Here is a 21,633-nt window from a genome sequence, read left to right on the forward strand (position 1 = left end):
CGGACGCTGCCGCTTACCGGAAGCTAATGTCTGGCAGCTATGGCTAACGCCGACAGTACCTGGAACCCCGCCGCCGCACGATGACTGGAGAAACCCGATATCGGGCGCTGTTTCTCGGCGCCGGACCGCAGATGCATTGCGGCATCGGCCAGTTCACCCGGCTGTTGCAGGAGGCGATCGAAAAGCTCGAGCCCGGAGCTGGCGCGACGTTAACCCTGACGCGCAGCGAGGGTTCGCTCGCCGATATCTGGCGCGCGGTCGGCCCGGCACAAAGCGTGGTCTGCAACTTCCCGATCGTGGCCTGGAAACGTGTGATCTTCGCGCCGCTCGCGGCGCTGGCGATCGGCTGGCTACGCCGGCGCAAAATTGTCCTGATTCAACATGAATGGGGCGGGCTGCATTGGCTGCGCCGCATCACCTACATTCCGGCGCTGCTGCTGGCTGATACCATCGTCATGTTCTCGCCGCTGGTCCGGCGCGAGCTGGCCGACGATCGCCTGCTCGGCTGGACCGCGAGAAAAAGCGTGCTGGCACCGCTGCCACCAAACATCGAAGCGCCGGCAGGCATCGAGGACTCGAAATTGCGCCATCGCCTCATCGCCGCCAAGGGCGACGGGCGGCTCTTGATCGGTTATTTCGGATCGATCTATCCGAGCAAGCAACCTAATGCGCTGCTCGAGATCGGCGCCATCCTGAAGCAACGCGGCGTCAAGCCGCTGCTCGTCTATATCGGCTCCTTCATTCGCGGCGTCGACAAGGTCGAGGACGAGTTTCATGCGCGCGCGCGCGAACTCGGCATTGCCGAGGACGTAATGGTCTCCGGCTTCGTTGCCTCCGATCACGAGGTGTTCGGCCTGTTCAGCGAGATCGACGTATTCTGCTATCCACTTGACGAAGGGATCACTGCGCGGCGCTCCAGCATTCTCACCTGCGTGCAATCCGGCCGTCCGCTGATCGTCGCCGGCCCCGCGCTTCCGGAAGAGTTCGACCATCATCCGCGGTTCAAGGAATTGATCAGCCGCGGTGCCATCGTGCTGGTCGCGCGCGGCTCGGACAACGAGGCTTATGCCGACCGTATTGCCGCGGTGGTGAAGCGGCCGCCGGTGCCGTTGCCGTTCGATTTCGACGGCTGGTGGAAGGACGTCGCCGAATCGGTGCGGGCGCAATTGTGAGACGCGTTCCCCGGACGCCATCGTCAGGCTCTTGCCCGGAACCGCGCCAGATAGTGCAGGCCGAATACCGCCATCAGGAACGTGAACCACAGCGGATCGGCACGGTCCAGGAAGAAGCTTTCCATCGCCGACAGGTAGAGCCCGAACAGCCACATCCGCAGCAGCATCATGGCGAGCGGACCGTTGTTGCCGCCCTCGTCAGCCCGTTGAAAATTCCTCAACGGCAGGATCACCAACACCAGGATCAGCAAGAGAAGCCCGGGAACGCCCATGCCCAGCGCCGTATCGAGATAGCCATTGTGGCTGTGGGAGGCGAAGCTGGCCCACTCCTTGCCTTCGGGAAGATTCTGAATGGCGCTGCTGCCCCAGAAGGACGCAAAGCCGTAGCCGGTGAGCAATCGTGCCTGTAGCGACTGCAACGCGAACGCCCAGATGTCGGTGCGGCCGGTGAATGTCGAATCGAACGGCAGCAGCTTGGAAATCCCGGCGAGACTCTCTGACATCACCGAGCCGATGCTCAACAGGTTCAGCAACAGCAAGGGCGTCAGCCATATTACCGCGCGAAGCCGGAACGAGCGGATGAAGGAGGTGACCGACGTCAACAATAACACGGCAAAGCACAGCGTCAGCGAGCTCTTTCCGGCCGAATACACCAGGAACAGCGAGGTGAGCGCGATGGTCGCAGCCCCCGATAGCCATAGGCCGGAGCGGACGATGTAGATGCCGAGAAACAGCACCATCACCATGATGCCGGCGGCCTGGTTCTTGTGACCGAAGGCGCCGCGCCAGTTGCCGGCAAGTCCCGGCTCCTGCGGGTCGGTCGCCAAGTGAATCGAAAGATCCGGGGCGAGCAATAGTCCGAGATAGCAGACCGCCAACAATGTGAGCGCCGCGATCGTGAACCAATGCGTCAATTCCTGCTGCGACCTCGGCAGCAGCATCAGTGCGGCAGTCACCGCGACAACGCAGATCGTCAGCGAAAGACGCCTGATCGACGTTGCCGGATCGAACGACAACACGACGCTCACCAGCACCCAGGCGCCGAACAGGACAAACGCCGGCGACAACAATGTCGCCAATCCCCGCGCGTCATTTCGCATCGCGAGCGCGACCGTCAGCACGCTGAGCGCACCGAACATCGCATAGGTGGCCAGCTCGTTTCCGGTGCCGACGTCGCCGATCTGCATGTCGCCGAGGCTGACGAACGGATGCAGCGAGATCCAGCCAAGCAGCAGCGTGCCGACAAAGGTCGCGCCGCGAACGATATCCATCACCTGCTGGCGCTCTATCCCGGCGGCGACGTTGCGGATTTCGGATGCGTCGATGAGCTGGCTCATGAGACGATCTTCGACGCCTTGTAGGGCTGCGGCTCGAGGCCGAACGCGGCCAGCACGCTGCCAATCGCCACCGTGACGGGATGCATGGCAATGGTCCACTCACGCTCGGTGAGGACCGCGTGCACGGCATGGCCGAGTGAAAGCGGCAAGGCAGCCAGCAGTTTGGCGGTGAGCTTCGCCCGTAACCGGAATGTCGGCGTCGCCTTGCGCTGGACGTGATAATTGATCGCCCCGATCCGCAGGCCTCGCATCGCCAGCCATTTCAGGCTGGTCCGGCTTTGCGGCACGGTCTCGCTGATCGCGGCTTCGGCCGCCCAATGAAACCGCAAGCCGAGCCTTTTACAGCGGTAGAAGAAATCGGTGTCTCCGCCGCCGAGAAAATTGAAACGGAGGTCGAACGCCGGCATGCCCAACCGATCAAACACCGCGCGCCGGATCAGGCAATTGCCGCAGCCATAGATCACCGGCACTGGACCTGAGGCGTCGTAGGCCGGTGCAAACGCGGGATGGCGCCGTAGCCCACGCTTCCGTTCGTCATCGAATTCAGGAATTACCGGACCGCCGACGATGTCGGCGCCGGTCGCCTCCGCAGTCCCGACCATCTGCTCCAGCCAATCCGGCGAAGCGATTTCGTCATCGTCGATCATCAGGAAGCTGGTAGCCAGCGGGAACATCTGCAGTGCCGTCTCGAAGGCGGCATTGATCGCATAGCAATTTCCCTGCCGCGGCTCGATCACGCAGAGCCCCGGGAATTTCCCCGACGCGAGGTATTCGACGGCAACCGGCACGCTCTCGCTCCTCGATGCATCGTTCTCCACCATCACGACGGCGAAGCGGCGGCTGGTGCGCTGAACGGCAAGCGACTGCAACGTCCGGCGCAGGTACTTGGGGCGGCGAAAACAGGGGATGCACACGACCGTTTCGATTCCTGGATCGAGCGCCGGTGAAGCAGCCACCAGCGCGCGCAGAGCCCTAGCCGCCGGATCAGGCCGGTCCATCCTGATATCGCCGATCGAGCTCTCTGCCATGAAAGTCTGGTCGTTCACGAATATGTCTCATCGTCCCGAAACGGGATTGCCGGATTAATTCCGGGACACTTCCGTCTCGATAAAGCCGCTCGCTCGGGGATTATCCCGTCCTTGCGGACGTAACGCGCACGGTGGTGCAAAAACCGATCCGGCAGAGAAACGTGAGGCACTGAATTCTGGCGACGGTTAATGGATGGGGTTAATCCGCGCTGAACGAACGTCGAGTGCAGATCAGCGGCTGAACAGTTTTCGGAACAGTCTTTGCGAGTTCGGAAACTGGCCGTTGTCGATCTGGGTGGGCCACGCCCCGTTGACGTCGAAATAAGCGGCGTAGGCAATCCTGTCTTCGTTCTTCATGAACCAGTGGTGCATCTGCTGAATGAAGAACGGATTGTCGCCGAAATTGCCCACGCCCCATTCGGGATAGCTCATGCGCTTGCCGTGCAGACGCGCAAACTCTCGGTGCCATTCGAGTCCGAATGGCGCCTTAATGTAAAAATTAGTCCAGCGCTCCTCGGCGGAGCCCTCCTGCCTGAAGTCGTAGACGTCGAGACCGATGTAGTCGACGACATCGTCACCGGGATAGCTCGCATCCGCCGGCATGTCCTGCGGCCCCCATCCCGGACACCAATCGAACTTGAAGCCAGTGGAATGGCGGCGGAATATCTCCACGACGCGGCGGAACGCCTTGATGTAATCGGCTTCATGCCCCTTCGCGAACCACGCCATTTCCGCCAGGTTCATTTCCCAGCCGAGCCGGATGATCGCCTTGGGATGCGCCTCTGAAATCGCCCGGGCCGCCGCTTCGAATTCAGCATCGTGCAGCCCATTGGCAACGTCGGCGAGAGGCGTCCCTTTCATGGTCAGCGGGATCGACCAGATCACATTGCGCGCAGGGTTGAGCTTCTTCCAGACGCCGGGAACCCAACTCACTTTGGAGAAGTCCTCCCAGGTCGTCTGTCCATAGAAATCGACGCCGAGCACCGAGGACGGCTTCTGCTTCAGCCATTTTTCCCACGCCTGCAGCGTATGCTCGCGTCCCACGGGCCCCCAATTAACGAAGGCGCCTGCGAACTTCGATGGAGTGGACGTGGCGCGCGAGGCGGCATTGCTGTCGACGTGCGCCAACAGCAGCACGGTCAGCACGAAGGCCGCCAGAAACAGCACCAGCCGCTTCAGGCCGTGTTTCTTGCGCCGCCTGGGCTCAGTTCGAAACATCGCCTGCCCTCGTGTGCTTTCTGGCAAAGACGGCCGTGACAGCGTTAACGCACCGCAGGAAGCGGTTGCGATGATGAACTCTCGCCGTCGCAAAAGGATACAAACCGAACAAGGCGGCTGTCCCAAAAAGAACAGGAGCCTCGCAGGGCCCACTTCGCGGAAAGAGATTTTGTCGAAAAAAATATAACCAAACGCTCATCGGCAATCCATTCGCCGAAAAGGCCGGCGATCTCGGTGACGGGCTTTGCAATATCCAGTCCACCTGCGGGCGCATGCACGACCGACGCGTCCGAAATGGTTACTGCGCAGCGAGATCCGCAGCGGCGTGTCGCAAATGCGGACAGCGCGGACAGGTCGGATGTGCTCAAAATTCCCAGCCTCGTCGTTTATCCGCAAGAGACGCCGGAAACCACCGGGTTAACCACGCTGATGCGCCGCAAGACATGCAGCGCCGGTACGGCACCGATCTTGCTCCAATGGGCACTGCGGGAGGTTTGCGCCGGTTGGCGGCGAGCCTCCGGCAGATGAACTGTGCCGTGTCGTTAACCCTGAACCCATTGCCGAAGTAATGCTCAGCCAAACGTTCCATTATTCGGTTGCGAGCGTCGTATCGGCCGCTGTCGGCTTGCTGAGCGCGGTCGTATTCACGCGCCTGCTCTCTCCGGACGAATATGGCGTCTATGTCGTCGGCCTGAGCACCGCCGGCATCGTCTCGGCACTGCTGTTCACGTGGGTTCGCGTCGCCGCGCTGCGCTTTCAGTCGGAGGGCGGTGCGGTCGACGTCAGGAAGACCGTTTTTCTCGCCTACCTCATCTCCGCCCTCGCCGCGCCGATCGCACTCCTGGTTGCCACGCTGACGACGTCGGTCTCGCTGGATCGAAATATCGCCGCCATCTTCTTTGCGCTGGGGCTCGGCCTGTTTGAACTCGGGCAGGAACTGCTCAAGGCACGGCTGCAATCGCTTGCGTTCATGACGGCGTCGATCATCCGCGCCTGCCTGGCTTTCACGCTGTGTCTGGCCGCGGCGCTTCTAGGCGGCGGCGGACTGTGCCAACTCGCGATGGTAGCCATCACCTATTTCGTCACGACGACACTGTTTGCGAGTACGATCCTGCGGTCGCCCGTTGCGGAACCAAAAATTTCCGATCTACGGACGTTTGCGGCCTTCGGCATTCCGATCACGCTATCCGGCATCGTCTTTGCGATTCATGCCGCGCTCGACCGGATGCTGGTGTTTCATTTCATGGGCGACCATGCGGCAGGCCAGTACGGCGCTTCCGCCGACCTCGTCCGACAGATCATTCTTATTCCTGCGGTCAGCATCGCGTCGGCGACGATCCCGCTGGCGGTGCGCGCCTACGTCAACGGCGGCGCCCGCGAGGCGCGGCCGCATCTGGAGTTCAGCCTCGAAATCCTCTTGGCCGCCGTCCTGCCTGCAGTCGTAGGCGTGGCTTTGACGAGCAGCCATATCGCCGGCGTGATCCTCGGCAGCGAGTTCAGGGAAACTGCAGCGCAGATCATGCCGATCCTGGCGTTCGCCTGGCTGTTCCAGTCATTCTCCCAGTCCTACATTCACGCGAGCTTTCATCTTGCCAAGACGCCGTTCATGATGACGATGCAAAGCATCGCGATGCTGATCGCGAACTTGCTGGTCATGCCGGTTCTGCTTGCCAGATTTGGCCTGATTGGCGCGGCGGCGAGCCTTGTCATCGTCGAAGCATTCGGCGCGGGTTTCGGCTGGTATCTCACCCGAAGGGCGTTTCCGCTTCCCTTCAACGCATTCCAGGTCATGCGCATCGTCTCGGCGACGGCAATCATGGCGCTGGTTCTGGCGTTCCTCAAGCCGTCGCTTCCGATCGGCGTGGTCTCGTTTGGCGTGCTAGCCGCCACCGGCTGCCTCGTGTACGTCGTGGCCGCTTTCGCGTTCGACATCGCGGGCTTGCGGAAGGCCGTCATGGCCTACGGCGCGCATCGCAAGCTCTGGCCGGCCAGCAAATCGACGCGTGAAGGACACGCCCTTCCGGTCTCGCCGATCACCGCCCCGTCCACGGGACTCCCCAGCATGTCGATCAGAAAGCCATGATGCGGCTCGCCAGCAAAAGCCCGGTCGCTGCAACCGACAATCGACATGTCGTCTGCCGGACCAATCCGGTGTCGCTGTCGGACTTTACCGACAAGCGGCGCGAGGCAACACGACCGGTCGCGTTCCGGGGCGCGAATTTCGACCGGGACTTCGACAGCAATACGCTGTTCTACGATGCGGTGCAGGTCAGCAAATCAAAGATTGCGCTGTTTGCACCGCCCTTCTTCAACCTCGCGCGCGACGTCGCGACGACAACCTTTATCAGCGGCGCCGGGACCTCCAAGGCGCGGACAAGGCGCCTCGACCGTCACGCCCAGTTGTGGCTGGACATTCCCGAGAACGTCGGCCCGGTCCAGGCGTTGGGCGAACTGGGCAGCTTCGCGTTCTCGGTATCGCCCAACGAGTCGGAGATGTTCCGCGATTGCCGCGTCATCTTCACGATGTCGAAGGACAATCCGATCGAATGGATCCTCGATTGGGTGAGGTTCAACCGCGACATTCACGGCGCGGATGCCGTCCTCATCTACGATAACGGCTCCAGCGCCTACGACAGCGCCACCTTGAGCGCGGCGCTTCGATCGATCACGGGCATCCGCTGCTCGGTCGTGATGGAGTGGCCCTTCAAATACGGCCCGCAGGGCGCCAATAGCTGGGATCACTGGGATTCCGATTTCTGCCAATTGGGGGCCTGGGAGCACGCAAGATGGCGGTTCCTACGACATGCCCGAAGCGCCATGAACTCCGACATCGACGAGCTGGTACTCTCGAAGACCGGCAGGTCGGTGTTCGAAGCCGCCGAACAATCGTGGACCGGCCTTGTTCGCTATCGGGGACGATGGATCATCGGCATCGACCACGGTCTTCGCGACGACACGCGCGTTCCGCATCGCCACGCCGACTTCTCGATCTTCATGCCGCCGAAATACGAAGTCTCACGGCTGGTGATGCGACGAGACGCCAACGCGTGCCTGCCGAAATGGACGGTGGTTCCCGGCCGGTGTCCGACGCATGCGCAATGGCACGTCCATTCGATCTTCTCCTGGTGGGCCTCGTATTTCTGCACCAAGGATTTTTCGTTCCGGCATTTTCGCGAGATCGGCAGCAACTGGAAATATCAACGCACCAACCGCGTGCCGTTCGATCCGTCGATTCACAAGGCGGACCAAGCGTTGTTGCAAGCGTTTCAGCGGGTGGATTGGGAAAACTAGAATGAACAGGGCACCGCCCACGTCGGAATGGATGAAGTCGATGAACGAGGCAGTCACGATCGGCCACGCGCCAGCGACAGCAAATTCTCCGCAAGCCGTGCACCATCCGCAGGCGCTTCTCGAACTGGTGCATGGCGAGGCGCGGCAGAGCCTGCTCACGGTTCACGCCATCCTCGAAGCGACGCTGCCTGAACGCGAACTCTCGATTTACGAAGCCGGCGGCGGCTCGACCAGCTTCCTGCCGCTCAAGGTGCTGCATCGCGCCCACGTCACCGTGGTCGATATCGACGAGGACCAGATCCGGAACAACGACTACGCCCAGCGGGCGATCCTCGGCGACATCCAGACCCATCGCTTCCGGCCCAACAGCTTCGACCTGGTGATCTGCTACAATGTGATCGAGCACGTGCCCGATGTCGAAGCCGCATTGCTGCGCTTCTACGAAGCGCTGAAGCCGAACGGACTGATCCTGATCGGCGCGCCCAATCCGCGTTCGCTGTCTGGCTTCGTCACCAAATACTCGCCGCACTGGTTCCATGTCTGGTTCTACCGCCATGTCCGCGGCGACAAGAAAGCCGGCCTGCCCGGCCACGCACCGTTCCCAACGCTGTTCCATCCGCTGGTCACGCTTTCCAACCTGGAAGCATTCGCCGAACAGCACGGCCTGCAGATGATCTATCGCAAGCAGTATGAGAGCCCGCGCTATCCGGAGATGCGGCTGCGCATGCCCGCGTTCGCTGCGCTGGTCGATGCCGCCGCGCGCGCGATGAACTTTCTCCTGCCCGGCCGCACCGACGTGCGGCACGGCGACTACCACGTGATCCTGCGAAAGCGCTGAACCATGAACGCGGTTTGGTCAGAGGCAAGGGCAAAGGTCGGCCACCGGCTGGCGATGCATTTGCACGTCGATCGGTTCCGGCTGCGTAACAGCACGCCGATGGTCAGTTTCACCTTCGACGATCTGCCAAAGAGCGCGGTGACGACCGGCGCTGCGATGCTCGAAGCGCATGGCGCGCGGGGAACGTTCTATGTCTCGGGCAGCCTGGTCGGCGCCGCCGCGCCGGACTGGGTCGCGGGCGATGGCGAGGATGTGGTCTCGCTTCACCGCACGGGTCACGAGATCGGCTGCCACACGTTTTCGCATCAACGCGCCTGCGACCTCGACGAGGCCGCGATGCGGCAAGAAATCATGCGCAACCGCGCTTACCTTCGCGCGCTCGATCCTTCGATACGGATCGATAGTTTTGCCTATCCGTTCGGATATGGCTCCTACGCCCGAAAAGCTCAGCTCAGGACGGAGTTCCAGACCTGCCGCAGCATCGTCCAGGGCGTCAATAGCGGCAGCGTCGATCTGCAGTTCCTGCGCGCGATGCCGCTGATCGATCGCGAGATGGATCGCGACGGGATAGACCGCGCGCTCGAGGACGCGCAAACCAATAATGGATGGTTAATTTTCTACGGCCACGACGTCATCGACCGTCCGAGCCCCTATGGCTGCTCGCCTGCCCTGCTCGAGCATGCGCTCGCCGCGGCATCGCGGCGGAAAATTCCGATCCTCACCGTGGCGGAGGCGATGCGATGCGCCCGCGGTTAAACGCTTTGTTTGCCATTTCGGTGAATAGTCCCTCGGTGAGTATGGTTAATTTTCCTTGTTGCGTTTTTTCAGCGCTTTTTTCCGGCGTGACCCGAAGAGTAACCCCTCAGCCGATGCGTGCGGCAGTTCGAATGGATGCTGGGGTCGATGCTTATCTATGACCAGCCGATACGGCCTGACGCCAGGCCCGCCGCGGTGACCGCGCCGGCCGGCTTCAGCGTGCTCGATCTGGCCCAGCTCCTGTGGCAACGGAAGGCCGCGATCGCATCAGCGGCGCTGATCTCCGCCTGCATCGCCGTTGCGGTCGGAAAGAGCCTGACGCCGAAATACACCGCCTCCACCCAGCTCTACGTCGATCCCCGCGAATTGCAGTTGGTCGATCGCGAATTGACGCCCCGCGCCCAGGATATTTCCGGCCTCGCGATGGTCGTGGAGAGCCAGGCGCGCGTCATCACCTCGAACAACGTGCTGCTGCAGGTGATCCGCGACACCAATCTGGAAGAGGACCCGGAGTTCGGCGGCGGCGCCGCCAAGGGCCTTCTCGGATCGCTGCTCGGCCTGTTCGGGATCGAGCTGCGCCCGACCGCCGAGCAGCAGAAGCAAGTCCAGATGAGCGCGCTGGAAGCGCTCAATCGCCACATCAACGTCAAGAAGACCGACCGCACCTTCATCGTCGATATCGACGTCTGGTCGTACGAGCCCGCCAAGGCGGCGATGCTCGCCAACGCGATCTCGAAAGCCTATTTGGCCGAATCCAAGCAGTCGCAGGCGGCCGCGGCGCGGCGCGCGACCAGCGACCTTTCCGGCCGGCTGAAGGAACTGCAGGAACGGCTTCGCAATGCCGAGAACACGCTCGCGGTCTACAAGGCGCAGAATAATTTCGTCGGCACCCAGGACACGCTGATCAGCGACCAGCAGCTCTCCGCCAGTAACCAGCGGCTCGCGGCGGCGCGCGCGCTGACGCTCGACGCGCAGGCCAAATTCGCTCAGATCGAGGCCAGCCGCAAGGTGTCGGCCGACGCCGGCGCCATTCCCGAGGCGCTGCAGTCGGCGACCATCGCCAATCTGCGCGCGCAATATGCCGAGGCGCGAAAGCGCCAGGCGGAATTGCAGGGTGAGCTGGGACCGCGTCACCCAGCGCTGCGCCAGATGGCGCAGCAGGTGCAGGACCTGCGCCGCGCCATCAATGAAGAGGTCGAGCGCTTCGCGCAGGCCGCGAGGAACGACCTGATCCGGGCCCGTGACTACGAAGCCTCGCTCAACAAGGCGCTGGAAGCCCAGAAGCGCCAGAGCGTCGAGATGAGCCAGGCCTCGGTGCGCCTGCGCGAACTCGAACGCGAGGTCGAGGCGAGCCGCGACGTCTATCAGTCGTTCCTGAAGCGATCGCGCGAGACCGAGGAGCAGGAGAGCCTGAACACCTCGAACGCGCGCATCATCGGCGAGGCCACCGTGCCGCAGCGGCGCACCTTCCCGCCGGCCATGAGCCTGCTCGCGATGATCGGCTTTGTGCTTGGCGGGCTCGCAGCCGCCGGCTGGATCGTCGCGGCCAACCAGTTGATGCCGGGCACGAGTCCGTTTCAGCCCCGGGACAAGGCGCCGTCGGAAGCTACCAAAGAGCCCGCCGCGCCTGAGGCTGCGAGGGACCCGCCTGCCGCCGAACTCCGAGCGCAACCCGCAGTCAGCCTGATCGAAAAGCCGCTGATCGCACGGCTGCAGGAAGCCGACGTGATGCGCACGCTCAGTGGCATCCTTGCGACTGATGGCACCGCCGACGTCACGCGCTTCGGTTGGCCGACGCTGCGCGCCGGCTTTCCGTTGATGACCGTCCTCAACGCCATGCGCGAGATGCGCGCAGCGCTGGCCAGGCGCGCCGAGCAAACGCCGCCCGTGATGGCCGTGATCGGCGCGGGTGCGGATCAGGACCGCAGCATCGCCGCGCTGAACATCGCGCTCGCTGCGGCGCGCGACGGCGCCAAGGTGCTGTTGATCGATGCCGACCTCACGCAGCGCGCGCTGTCGGACAAGGTGAGCCACTTGGCCAAGAGCGAGCCCAACCGTTTCGGCTGGCTCAACATCGGCGCCAAGACACCCCGCGCGATCCAGACCGCCAACGGAATTTCGATCCTGCCGGCCATCAAGGCTACGGACGCGAAGGCCGGCGACGCCATTCGAAAGGCGATTGCGCAGGCCCGTTCCACCGATGGCCATGACCTTGTGATTCTCGACGGGCCGGCGATGCCGTGGAGCCCAACCGACCGCAAACTGCTGGATATGGCCGAGGGACTGGTTGCGATCCTGCCGGTGCACCTCGACATCAACGACAGCATGGAAGACATCATCGCAGCCCTCGGCGGAGCCGAGCGCAAGCTGGTCGGTGTCGTCCTCAGCGAAGTCAACCCGACAGCGGCCGGCGAGCAGCGGGACAAGCAATATGCGTGAGCGCCGCGCAAATCCCGTCGGGCGAGCCGCCACGGCCAGCATACCGCGCATCACGCTCGGCGGGCTGCGGCTCGCTGTGCTGGATCTCGAGCAGACCGCGGACTTCATGGTCGACATGGTATTCCCGCAACGCCGCATCAATCGTCCGCTCTATCTGACCTCGGCCAATGGCGAGGTGCTGGCGCGTTGCTCGACCGAGCCGATGACCGACCGGCTGTTCCGGGCCGCCGATCTGATCAATGCCGACGGCCAACCGCTGGTGACGTTGTCGCGGCTGAAATCAAGGACGCCGCTGCCCGAGCGTGTCGCGACCACTGACTTGTTCCACGTCGTCGCCCGCAAGGCACAGGCGGCCGGCCTGACCTTCTACCTGTTCGGCGCGGACGAGACTGAGAATGCCGCCGCGGTCGCCAGCGTTCGCAGGCAATATCCCGATCTCAAGATCGTCGGCCATTGCCACGGCTATCTCCGGGGCGAGACGCTGCGCGCCAAGGTCGCCGAAATCAACGCGCTGGCGCCGGACTATCTCTGGGTCGCGCTCGGCGTTCCCTATGAACAGGCTTTCGTCGAGGAATTCGCGCCCGCGCTCTCCAATGTCGGCGTCATCAAGACGGCCGGTGGACTGTTCAATTTCCTGTCAGGCAGCCGCACCCGCGCGCCGCTGTGGATGCAGCATGCGGGCCTCGAATGGGCTTGGCGCATCTGGCTGGAGCCGCGCCGCCTGTTCTGGCGCTATTTGACCACCAATCCGCGCGCGCTTTATCTGTTACTGAACAGGAGCCGATCGAGAAACATCGGCGGGACACAAAACCGATGAGCAGCCGTCCAGCCATTCTCGTCACCGGCGGTGCGGGCTATATCGGCTCGCATTGCTGCCGGGCGTTGGATAACGCGGGCTACCAGCCCATTGTCTACGACAATCTTTCGACCGGCCATCACAGCTTCGCCGCGGGCACGCTGGTGGTCGGCGACATCGCCGACAGGACGACGCTGGCGCGGACCTTTGCCGAGCATGACATTGTGGCGGTTATGCACTTCGCGGCGTCGAGCCTGGTCGGCGAATCCGTTGCCGATCCGCAGAAATACTACGTCAACAATCTGGCCGGCACGCTGTCGCTGCTCGAGACTATGCGCGCGGCCGGCTGCACCCGCCTGGTGTTTTCATCGACCGGCGCGGTCTATGGCAACGCCGACAGCAAGGCGCTGCGCGAGGACTATCCCTGCGCGCCGATCAACCCCTACGGCGCCTCGAAATGGATGATCGAGCGCGTGCTGTGGGATTATCGCATAGCCTATGGCTTCGGCTCGTTCGCACTGCGCTACTTCAACGCCGCTGGCGCCGACCCTGCCGGCGGCATCGGCGAATTGCGCGAGGTGGAAACCCACCTCATCCCCCGCGCCATGATGGCGCTGCAGGGACATGTGCCTGATTTCGCCGTGTTCGGCGACGACTACGACACGCCCGACGGAACGGCGATCCGCGACTACATCCACGTGACCGATCTGGCGGCTGCCCACGTACTTGCGCTCGAGCTTCTGCTGCAGGGGCACACCGGCGGCGCCTTCAATCTCGGCACCGGCAACGGCTTTTCGGTGCGCGAAATCCTCGCGGCGATCGCCGCCGAGACCGGCCGCGAAGTCCCGCATGTCGTCAAGCCCCGCCGACCAGGCGATCCGACCTATCTGGTCGCCGATCCCTCCGCCGCACGCGCGACATTGAACTTCCGTCCCGCCCATTCGGATCTGGCCACGATCATCCGTACCGCCTGGGCGTGGCACAGGAAGGCTCACCCGCTGAAGACGGGTGCGCCTGGTCGCGATTGAGGCGGGATTTACTCCGAGGGCGCTTGAACCTCGGCGATCCCGATGCGGCGGCACCCCCACCCGTAGCTGATGCTCCGCATCAGCATCATCTTGAAGAACGGCTGCCGGAGGCCGCCTATGCCTCCCCCGCAAGCGACCGCAAGCGGGAGAGGGAGTCCGACGCGCCGTGCGGCAATCGCTCAACTACTACAGCGGCTTGATCTGCACTTTGCGGAATTTAACGACTCCGGAACCGTACTGCAGCGCGAACGGGCCGCTGGCGTGTTTTGAGTCCTGAACATCAACGGTCTTCTGGCCGTTCAGCACGACGACGAGCTGCGGCCCCTTGGCTGTGATTTCGTAGGTGTTCCACTTGCCGCCAGCCTTCGGCATCGGGTCGACCCGGGCCACATCGACAATCGCGCCGGTGCCGTAGGTCGGATCGGGCCGTTTGTCGAAGATGTTGATCTCATAGCAAATCTTGGCATCGATTTTTGCCGACTGGTCGCAGCGAATGAAAATTCCGCTGTTGGCGTCATCGTCGGCCCAGAACTCGACCTTCATCTCGAAATCCTTGTAGGAGGCCTTGCTGACGAGATACGAGGGATCCTTGCCCTCAGTGATCTTGTCCGCGACCAGCGCGCCGTCCTTCATCGCCCAATTGGCTTTGCCGACCTCGGTCCAGTCGCCCATCTTGGTGCCGTCGACAAGCGTCACCCAGCCATCGCTCTGGCCGGACGCCACGCTGGAAAATTGAACGGCGGCCGCGCCCATCAACAGGCCGGCCGCAAGTCTCGACAAATGCTTCATGAACATAGCCTCCCATGCTGCTCTTGGTTGGGCAGCAACCTAGCATCACAAGGCCGGGCGGAAATCCCTTTTTCATGCTGCAGTTGCGTCATACGCATCGTGCGTATCGCAGCCGGTCACACATGCATGTGCGCGCCTTGTCCCACGAGAACGGGAGCGGCTAGCGTGGATGGACCACAGACATGAGCCTCGGCTCACGAGCCAATCGGAGGAATCCATGAAGCTGACAAGCAGGTCTTGGCGATGCCTCGTGATACTGCTGCCGTTCATTGCAATGACGGGTATGACCGTTGCGACCGAACTCAATCCGGCCGCGGTCGCTTACAAACTGCCGGACCAGATTCCCTGGGGCCCAGTCAATACGGCCGGCGCACAAAGCGCCGTCGTGGTCGGCGATCCCGCAAAACCCGGCTTCTACATGGTCTACAACAAGTGGACCAAGGGCAATCATTTCAGCCGTCCGCACTTCCATCCCAACGATCGCTACATCGTCGTGCTGCAGGGCACGTGGTGGGTCGGCACAGGGCCGAAATTCGATCCGGCCAACACGACACCGATGCCGGCCGGCAGTTTCGTCACGCATTTCGGCAAGCAGGTGCATTGGGACGGCGCCAAGGACGAAGACGCCGTGCTGCTGATCATGGGCGAAGGTCCGGCGACCTCAACGGCGGCAGAAGAGAAATAACTCCGGTCTCGCCGGTCTATTCCCGCCGGCAACTATTTTGGGTGAGGCGCGTTTTTATGTTCTCAACCAGCTTAGGGATGTAGAACATGGCTGTTACCGCGCAGATCAAGGAACACATGGACGTCATCTCGTCGGACAGGAAGACGGTCGGAAAAGTCGATCATCTCGAAGGACCCGACAAGATCAAGCTGACCAAGCAGAGTTCGCCTGATGGTGAGCATCACCACTTCATTCCGGTGTCATGGGTCGATCACGTCGATCAGCACGTGCATCTCAATAAATCGGGCGCGGATGTGACCGCGCACTGGCAGCACGGCCGGCAGTGACCGGCTGACACGCATTGCGCCGCGTGCGGATGTGGATATCATCTGATGACAGGAGATGGGATGCATCCGGCGGCGCGATTGCAGTTCGAACGCTTGATCGGCGAGTATGCACGCTGGCGGGCTGTTCCCGAAACCGAACGATCGCCCGCCCCGGCATGGTGGTGGGGACCGGCGATGGAGTTGCGTAGCGCGCCGCAATCCCTTCCAGCGGAATGGTGTGCCGAGCTTGGCCTGCCCAACCAGGCGACATATGCCGCCGCGGCAGAACTCCTCCTCAAAGCCATCGCGGGACAGACGACCCTGCCCTGGCCGGACGACTTTCCTCGCAAGGCTTCGGACACCAAGGCTTCGGACACCAAGCTCGCGCGTGAGCTGCACCCGCAGCCGTCAGACGACAGTGCGTTCCAACCCTGACCCGGCTTCCGGCTGCAGCGGCGGCGAGGCGAGCCGCGGTTCGGCCCGAAGCAAATCGGCCATCTGGATTGCAGGTAGCGGTTTCGAGAACAGGAAGCCTTGCATCTCGTCGCAGGCGTGATTGCGCAGGAACGCCTCCTGCTCAACGGTCTCGACGCCCTCCGCAATGACGGTCATGCCAAGCGCCTTGCCCATGCTGATGATCGCCTGCGCAATGGCCTGGTCTTCGGAATCGACAGGCAGGTCGCGAATGAAAGAGCGATCGATCTTGATGGTATCGATCGGGAACTGCTTCATCAGCGACATCGACGAATAGCCGGTTCCGAAATCGTCGATCGCAAGGCGAATGCCGCGGCTCTGGATCGCGTCGAGCACCTTGATCGCGCGCGAGACATTCCGCATCACCATGCTTTCGGTGACTTCAAGCTGCAGCAGCACCGGCGACATGCCGCTTGCCAACAACGCCTCGTCGACATCGTGCAACAGATGCGGATCGGCGAATTGCCGCGGCGACAGGTTGACCGCCATCGTCACCGGCCGCAGGCCACGGCGCTGCCAGGCCATGTTCTGCGCGCAGGCTTCCTTGAGCACCCAGCAGCCGATCGGAACGATCAGGCCGGTTTCTTCGGCGAGCGGAATGAATTGTCCCGGGGATACGGTGCCGAGCTCGGGGTGCACCCAGCGCAGTAGCGCCTCGACGCCGGTGATCTGGCCGCTCGCCATGTCGATCTTCGGCTGATAATGCAGCGAGAACTGGTCGCGCTCCAGAGCGCGGCGAAGCGCGCTCTCCAGCGTCAGCCGCTCGATCGATTGCGTCTTGATCTCCTTGGTAAAGAAGCGGAAGCCGTTCTTGCCGTCTTCCTTGGCGAGATACATCGCCATATCGGCGTTCTTGGTCAGCGTCTGCATGTCGGTGCCATCCGACGGATACATCGCAATTCCGATCGAGGCGGTGGTGTGGCATTCGTGACCGCTGAGCTGCAGCGGCTGGCCGAGTACGGAGAGAAGCTCGCCGGCGATGCGCTCTACCTCGTGACGCTCGGCCGCCTGCTCCAGAATGACCACGAACTCGTCGCCGCCGAGCCGCGCCACGACATCGCTCGAGCGCAGCGCGCGGCGCAGCCTGTCGCCGATTTCCACCAGCAGCATGTCGCCGGCGTCGTGCCCCAGCGAATCGTTGATGACCTTGAACCTGTCGAGGTCGATGAACAGCAGCGCAAACTGCCGCTGGTCGCGCGCAGCGGCATTGATCGCGCGGCGCAGCATGCCGTTGAACATTTCCCGGTTCGGCAGGTTGGTCAGGCTGTCGTGCGACGCCAGGTACTCGATCCGCTCGTCCGCGCGGGTCTTCTCATCCGCGCGGTCGAAATTCTCCAGCGCAAAGGACACATTGTCGACGAGCCGTTGCAACAACTCGGCAAATTCGGGCGTGAACGTATCCTTCTCGCGCGACATGAACGACATCACGCCGACGGCTTTCCCATGCACCAGCAGGGGAAACGAAGCGCCGGAATTCGTGCCATCAAGACGCGCTCTGTGGTGAAACGCCTCGGCATTGGGATCCGCGAGGTAGTCGTTGATGATGCAGGCCCGCTGCGAACGGATCGCCTGACCGCACAGTCCACGTCCCTCCGGGTGCGCCTCACTGGCCGATAGCTTTGCCAGACGTGCGCTGAGGGCGGTCGGACCGGCAGCAGCGACAACGTCGAGATAATCGCTGTCGGGCTTCGTCAACACGATAGAGGTCAAGGTGAACTTGCCGCCGTCGGCCGCGGCCTCGCACACCAGGTCGAACAGTTCAGCCCGCGACGTCGCGCGAATGATCGCCTCATTGGTCGCGCTCAGCGCCGCCAGCATGCGCGTCAGGCGCTCCTTCTGGATTTCGGTCCTCGCCTTGTCGTCGGCACGGTCGAAATTCTCCAGCGCGAAAGATACGTTGTCGGCCAATCGCTGCAGCAGTTCGACGAATTCGGGAGTGAAGGTGTCCTTATCCAAGGACATGTAAATCATGACGCCAACTGGCTCGTCATGCACCAAGAGGGGAAAGGCGGCGCCCGACTGAGCGCCATAGCTACCTACGACGGCTTGGAAGGCGGCAACGCGCTGGTCGCCAACATAATCATTGGTGATGCATGGACGCCTGGTTCGGAACGCCGTTCCGCTGAGCCCACGTCCCTCGGGACGGCTTTCATCCGTCGACAACCTGACGTGCCGCGTCGCCTCGGCTGCCGGGCCGGAGGCGGCCACGATCCTGAGAAGGTCGCTGGCCGGAGTAGCCAGTGCAATGGTGGCCGACGTGAACCTGCCGCCATTTGCCGCCGCTTCGCACACGAGATCAAAGAGCTCCGTGCGGGATTTGGCCCGCATGATGGCTTCGTTGGTCCTGCTCAAAGCAGCGAACATCCGCGTCAGGCGCTCTTTCTGACTTTCGGTCCTAGCCTTCTCGTCCGCACGGTCGAAATTTTCCAGCGCGAACGACACATTCTCCGTGAGCCGCTGCAGCAGTTCGGCAAATTCGGGCGTGAACGTGTCTTTCTCGGACGAGATGAAGAACATCACACCGACGGGCTGACCGGAAACGAGCAGCGGAAATGCAGCGCCCGACATAGCGCCGTCGCTGTGAATGAACTGACGAAATGCCGATCCTCGCGGATCGGCCCGAAAGTCGTTTGCGATGCAAGCTCGCCTGGAGCGGAACGCATTACCGCAGAGACCGCGCCCTTCAGGCAGATCCGCGTTGGTCGAGACCTTGACCCGCCGCATGTTGTTTGCCGTCGGCCCTGCCACGGCCACCAGATCGATGTCGTAGCTGTCGGGGCGGGCCAACAGGATACTGGTCGAGTTGAACCGCCCACCGTTCGCGGCAGCTTCGCACACCAGTTCGAACAGCTCTGCCCGCGACGTCGCACGGACGATCGCTTCGTTGGTGGCGCTGAGCGCAGCCAGCATGCGCGCCAGACGTTGCTTCTGGGCGTCGGCCCGCGCCTTCTCGCTGGCGCGCTCGAAGTTTTCGAGCGCGAAGGAGACGTTTTCCGCAATCCGCGCCATCAGCGCGACGATCTCTTCATCCTCCGCCCACAGCTTTCCGACGAAGAACAGCAGCACGCCGATACTCTCGTCCGCCCTGATCAGGGGAGTGGCGACGCAGGCGGTAACGCCCGTCTCGCGGGCGGCCTGATGCCAGGGCTGCCCCTGTGTCGAATTGAGGATGTCGTTGTTGACGGCCGGCCGTTGTGTTCGGAATGCCTTGCCGCAGACGCCCGTTCCGTACGGGTTGCCCGCGTCGATCGAGAACGGCGCTCGCATGATCTGTTCGACGATTGCGCCTGTGCCGGCGGCCGGCTTCAGCCAGATCGAGTCCGGCTCTGCAAGCAGGACCACTGTGGCCGCGGATTTGCCGCTGTATACCGCGGCGTCGCAAACGCGCTGATAGAGATCCTGTTCGGTCTTGGCGCGAAGAATGGCTTCGTTGGTCGCGCTGATGGCGCCGAACATCCGGTTCAACCGCCGCATCGCACGCTCGCCGTTCTTGCGCGCGGCTTCATGGTCGAAATTGTCGAGCGCAAACGAAATGTTTGCCGACACACGCTCCAGCATCGATACGAGCTGTCCGTCGATCGAGTGCACCTCGCGGTGCGAAACCAATAGCACTCCGACGCTTCGGCCATTGCAGATCAACGGCAGCGCCGCCGCGGCGCGCACCTGGTTGGCCTTGGCGCCCTCGCGCCAAGCCAGCGAGCGCGGATCGTTCAGGAAATCATTGCTGACGCATGCCCGCCGGTCGCGAAACGCTTGTCCGGCAACCCCGGACCCCTCTGGCGTACCGGCCACGATCGAAATGTCGATGCTGCGAAGGCGGGGCACGTCATCGCCGCAGCCGGCGGCGAAGCGCAGGAGATTGGTTTCCCTCTCCAGCAGGAAGACCGAGACAGCCAGGAAGTCGCCGACCGAGAACGCGGCTTCGCAAACCTTCGCATACAGTTCTTCGGGCGATTTGGCGTACAGAATCGCCTCGTTGGTCGCATTCAACGCCGCGAGCGTGCGCGCGATGTCGGTCTTCACCGTCCCCAAGCTCCCTGCCGGCAGCGCCGGGCTGCCCCTTGCGGATTTTATGCGTGCAACAGGCCTAAATGCTCGTTATTGGCGGCCGTGAGTTGCGATTCAGAGTAAATGTCGGACCAACGGTGAACGACGCCGCTCCGGAGAACTACGGCCCATTCACGATTTGTCAGCCATACGGCTGGCGCGCGCCGGCCGCGATGCGGACCCGCCACAAGCAATTTTCGAATTTTGCAGGATGAAGTCCCGCTACGTGAGGGCCGTGCTGACGGCATGGCTAACAGGATATTTCCACGCTTGCCCTGCCGCGGGCGCTTTGAGAGCATGCCGGTACCAAACACGACCCGCGGTTCGCGCGGGCGCTCAAGGCGAGGAAACTCCCATGCCGATGGTCCAGGCCGACCGTCTCACGCGAATTGGCGCGGCCCTGCTTAGGGCTGCCGGCGCAACTGAAGAGGAAGCCCGCGCGGTCGCCGTCGGCTGCGTCAACGCCAACCTCGCCGGCCACGATTCGCACGGGGTGATCGCGATCCCGACCTATATCGACCGCATCAAGGCCGGCCATATCGTGCCCGGCGCCAAATGGACCATCGTCCAGGAATCGCCGACCACGACCGTGATCGACGGCCATTGGGGGTTCGGCTTTCACGTCAACGCCAAGGCGATGGCGCTGACGATCGAGAAGGCGAAAACCGCCAATGTCGCCGCCTGCACAGTGTTCCGGCAAAGCCATGTCGGGCGTCTCGCCGCCTATCCGCTGATGGCGATGCGGGCCGGCATGATCGGGATTGCAGCTGCCGATTCCGGCCGCTCGCCGAAGCATGTCGCGCCGTTCGGCGGCCGCGAGGCAAGGCTCGGCACCAACCCGATCTCGATCGCGGTGCCGTCGGATCTTGAGGCACCGTTCTATCTTGACATGGCGACCTCGGCGGTAGCGGCCGGCAAGATCGCACTGTCGGTCGCGCGCGGCGAACAGATTCCGCAAGGCTGGATCATCGACGCCGAGGGACGGCACACCACCGACCCCACCCAGTATCGCAAGGGCGGCGCGCTGCTGCCGCTCGGCGGCAGCGAGGGCTACAAGGGAAGTGGGCTGGCAGCGATGGTGGAAGTGCTCTGCGGCCTGCTCACCGGCCTCGGTTTTGGCGTCGAGCCGACCGGCCGGCACAACGACGGATGTTTCATGGCGGTGTTCAATGTCGCAGCCTTCCGTCCCCTGAAGGATTTCGAGAAGGAGGTCGGCGAGTTCGCGCGTTATCTCAAATCGACGCCGCCGTCGGAAGGCTCGCCCGGCGTGTTCTATCCCGGCGAGATCGAACATATCCGCGAGCAGCAGCGCAGGCGCGACGGTATTGAGGTCGAGGACGCCACCTGGGAAAAATTGAAGGCACTCGCTACCGACTACAAGCTCATCGCTGAGCTCGACCTGAAATGAAATCCGTATCAGTCCGCACAAG

18 protein-coding genes are annotated in these 21,633 nt (G+C 62.8%); 12 read left to right on the forward strand and 6 right to left on the reverse strand.

Features of this window, described 5'->3' with window-relative positions; all coding sequences use genetic code 11:
• Positions 1–80: 80 nt before the first annotated feature.
• Positions 81–1,172 (forward strand): glycosyltransferase, encoded by a 1,092-nt coding sequence (locus tag V1292_RS03080; RefSeq protein WP_334370261.1) that lies wholly within the window; start codon positions 81–83, stop codon positions 1,170–1,172.
• Between the two features lie 23 nt (positions 1,173–1,195).
• Here the strand turns inward: V1292_RS03080 and V1292_RS03085 are convergent, their stop codons facing one another.
• From V1292_RS03085 to V1292_RS03100, 4 genes are all read right to left on the reverse strand, one after another.
• Positions 1,196–2,509, reverse strand: a complete 1,314-nt coding sequence (locus V1292_RS03085) for an O-antigen ligase family protein (protein WP_334370262.1) — start codon at positions 2,507–2,509, stop codon at positions 1,196–1,198.
• Positions 2,506–3,507 (reverse strand): glycosyltransferase family 2 protein, encoded by a 1,002-nt coding sequence (locus V1292_RS03090; protein ID WP_334376919.1) that lies wholly within the window; start codon positions 3,505–3,507, stop codon positions 2,506–2,508. Before V1292_RS03090 ends, V1292_RS03085 begins: the two co-directional genes overlap by 4 nt.
• Before the next feature lie 261 nt (positions 3,508–3,768).
• Positions 3,769–4,755, reverse strand: coding sequence for a glycoside hydrolase family 26 protein (locus V1292_RS03095; protein WP_334370263.1), 987 nt, complete (start codon positions 4,753–4,755; stop codon positions 3,769–3,771).
• Between the two features lie 44 nt (positions 4,756–4,799).
• Positions 4,800–5,123 (reverse strand): hypothetical protein, encoded by a 324-nt coding sequence (locus V1292_RS03100; RefSeq protein WP_334370264.1) that lies wholly within the window; start codon positions 5,121–5,123, stop codon positions 4,800–4,802.
• Positions 5,124–5,323: 200 nt separating this feature from the next.
• Between V1292_RS03100 and V1292_RS03105 the strand changes: the two genes are divergently transcribed.
• The 7 genes from V1292_RS03105 to galE all read left to right on the forward strand — a co-directional run bounded on the left by V1292_RS03105 (position 5,324) and on the right by galE (position 13,903).
• Positions 5,324–6,838 carry a lipopolysaccharide biosynthesis protein gene (locus V1292_RS03105; RefSeq protein WP_334370265.1) on the forward strand — a complete coding sequence of 505 codons (1,515 nt, stop codon included), beginning with the start codon at positions 5,324–5,326 and terminating at the stop codon, positions 6,836–6,838.
• Positions 6,835–8,046 carry a hypothetical protein gene (locus tag V1292_RS03110; RefSeq protein ID WP_334370266.1) on the forward strand — a complete coding sequence of 404 codons (1,212 nt, stop codon included), beginning with the start codon at positions 6,835–6,837 and terminating at the stop codon, positions 8,044–8,046. Before V1292_RS03105 ends, V1292_RS03110 begins: the two co-directional genes overlap by 4 nt.
• Positions 8,047–8,086: 40 nt before the next feature.
• Positions 8,087–8,884 (forward strand): class I SAM-dependent methyltransferase, encoded by a 798-nt coding sequence (locus V1292_RS03115; protein WP_442895595.1) that lies wholly within the window; start codon positions 8,087–8,089, stop codon positions 8,882–8,884.
• Between the two features lie 3 nt (positions 8,885–8,887).
• Positions 8,888–9,640 (forward strand): polysaccharide deacetylase family protein, encoded by a 753-nt coding sequence (locus V1292_RS03120; RefSeq protein ID WP_334370268.1) that lies wholly within the window; start codon positions 8,888–8,890, stop codon positions 9,638–9,640.
• 147 nt (positions 9,641–9,787) lie between these two features.
• Positions 9,788–12,079, forward strand: a complete 2,292-nt coding sequence (locus tag V1292_RS03125; protein ID WP_334370269.1) for an exopolysaccharide transport family protein — start codon at positions 9,788–9,790, stop codon at positions 12,077–12,079.
• A complete protein-coding gene (locus V1292_RS03130; protein ID WP_334370270.1) occupies positions 12,072–12,896 on the forward strand; it encodes a WecB/TagA/CpsF family glycosyltransferase in 825 nt (274 codons plus the stop codon). Before V1292_RS03125 ends, V1292_RS03130 begins: the two co-directional genes overlap by 8 nt.
• Entirely contained in the window at positions 12,893–13,903 is a 1,011-nt protein-coding gene (gene galE / locus V1292_RS03135) for a UDP-glucose 4-epimerase GalE (RefSeq protein WP_334370271.1), read from the forward strand. Before V1292_RS03130 ends, galE begins: the two co-directional genes overlap by 4 nt.
• A gap of 186 nt (positions 13,904–14,089) precedes the next feature.
• On the opposite strand, the gene V1292_RS03140 is transcribed toward galE, so the two are convergent.
• Positions 14,090–14,692, reverse strand: a complete 603-nt coding sequence (locus tag V1292_RS03140; protein ID WP_334370272.1) for a 3-keto-disaccharide hydrolase — start codon at positions 14,690–14,692, stop codon at positions 14,090–14,092.
• A gap of 217 nt (positions 14,693–14,909) precedes the next feature.
• Between V1292_RS03140 and V1292_RS03145 the strand changes: the two genes are divergently transcribed.
• The 3 genes from V1292_RS03145 (at position 14,910) to V1292_RS03155 (ending at position 16,117) form a co-directional block, all read left to right on the forward strand.
• Positions 14,910–15,377, forward strand: coding sequence for a cupin domain-containing protein (locus V1292_RS03145; protein WP_334370273.1), 468 nt, complete (start codon positions 14,910–14,912; stop codon positions 15,375–15,377).
• An 86-nt stretch (positions 15,378–15,463) separates the two neighbouring features.
• Positions 15,464–15,703: a DUF2171 domain-containing protein gene (locus tag V1292_RS03150; RefSeq protein WP_057841461.1), complete on the forward strand. Its 240-nt coding sequence runs from the start codon at positions 15,464–15,466 to the stop codon at positions 15,701–15,703.
• 60 nt (positions 15,704–15,763) lie between these two features.
• On the forward strand, positions 15,764–16,117 hold the full coding sequence (locus V1292_RS03155; RefSeq protein WP_334376920.1) for a hypothetical protein: 354 nt from the start codon (positions 15,764–15,766) through the stop codon (positions 16,115–16,117).
• Here the strand turns inward: V1292_RS03155 and V1292_RS03160 are convergent.
• Positions 16,091–20,179: a bifunctional diguanylate cyclase/phosphodiesterase gene (locus tag V1292_RS03160; RefSeq protein WP_334370274.1), complete on the reverse strand. Its 4,089-nt coding sequence runs from the start codon at positions 20,177–20,179 to the stop codon at positions 16,091–16,093. The genes V1292_RS03155 and V1292_RS03160 overlap by 27 nt on opposite strands.
• Before the next feature lie 379 nt (positions 20,180–20,558).
• Here V1292_RS03160 and V1292_RS03165 point away from each other — a divergent pair, with 379 nt between their 5' ends.
• Positions 20,559–21,611, forward strand: a complete 1,053-nt coding sequence (locus tag V1292_RS03165; RefSeq protein WP_334370275.1) for an Ldh family oxidoreductase — start codon at positions 20,559–20,561, stop codon at positions 21,609–21,611.
• Positions 21,612–21,633 lie beyond the last annotated feature (22 nt).

The organism is Bradyrhizobium sp. AZCC 1719 (assembly GCF_036924525.1).
Lineage (GTDB): Bacteria > Pseudomonadota > Alphaproteobacteria > Rhizobiales > Xanthobacteraceae > Bradyrhizobium.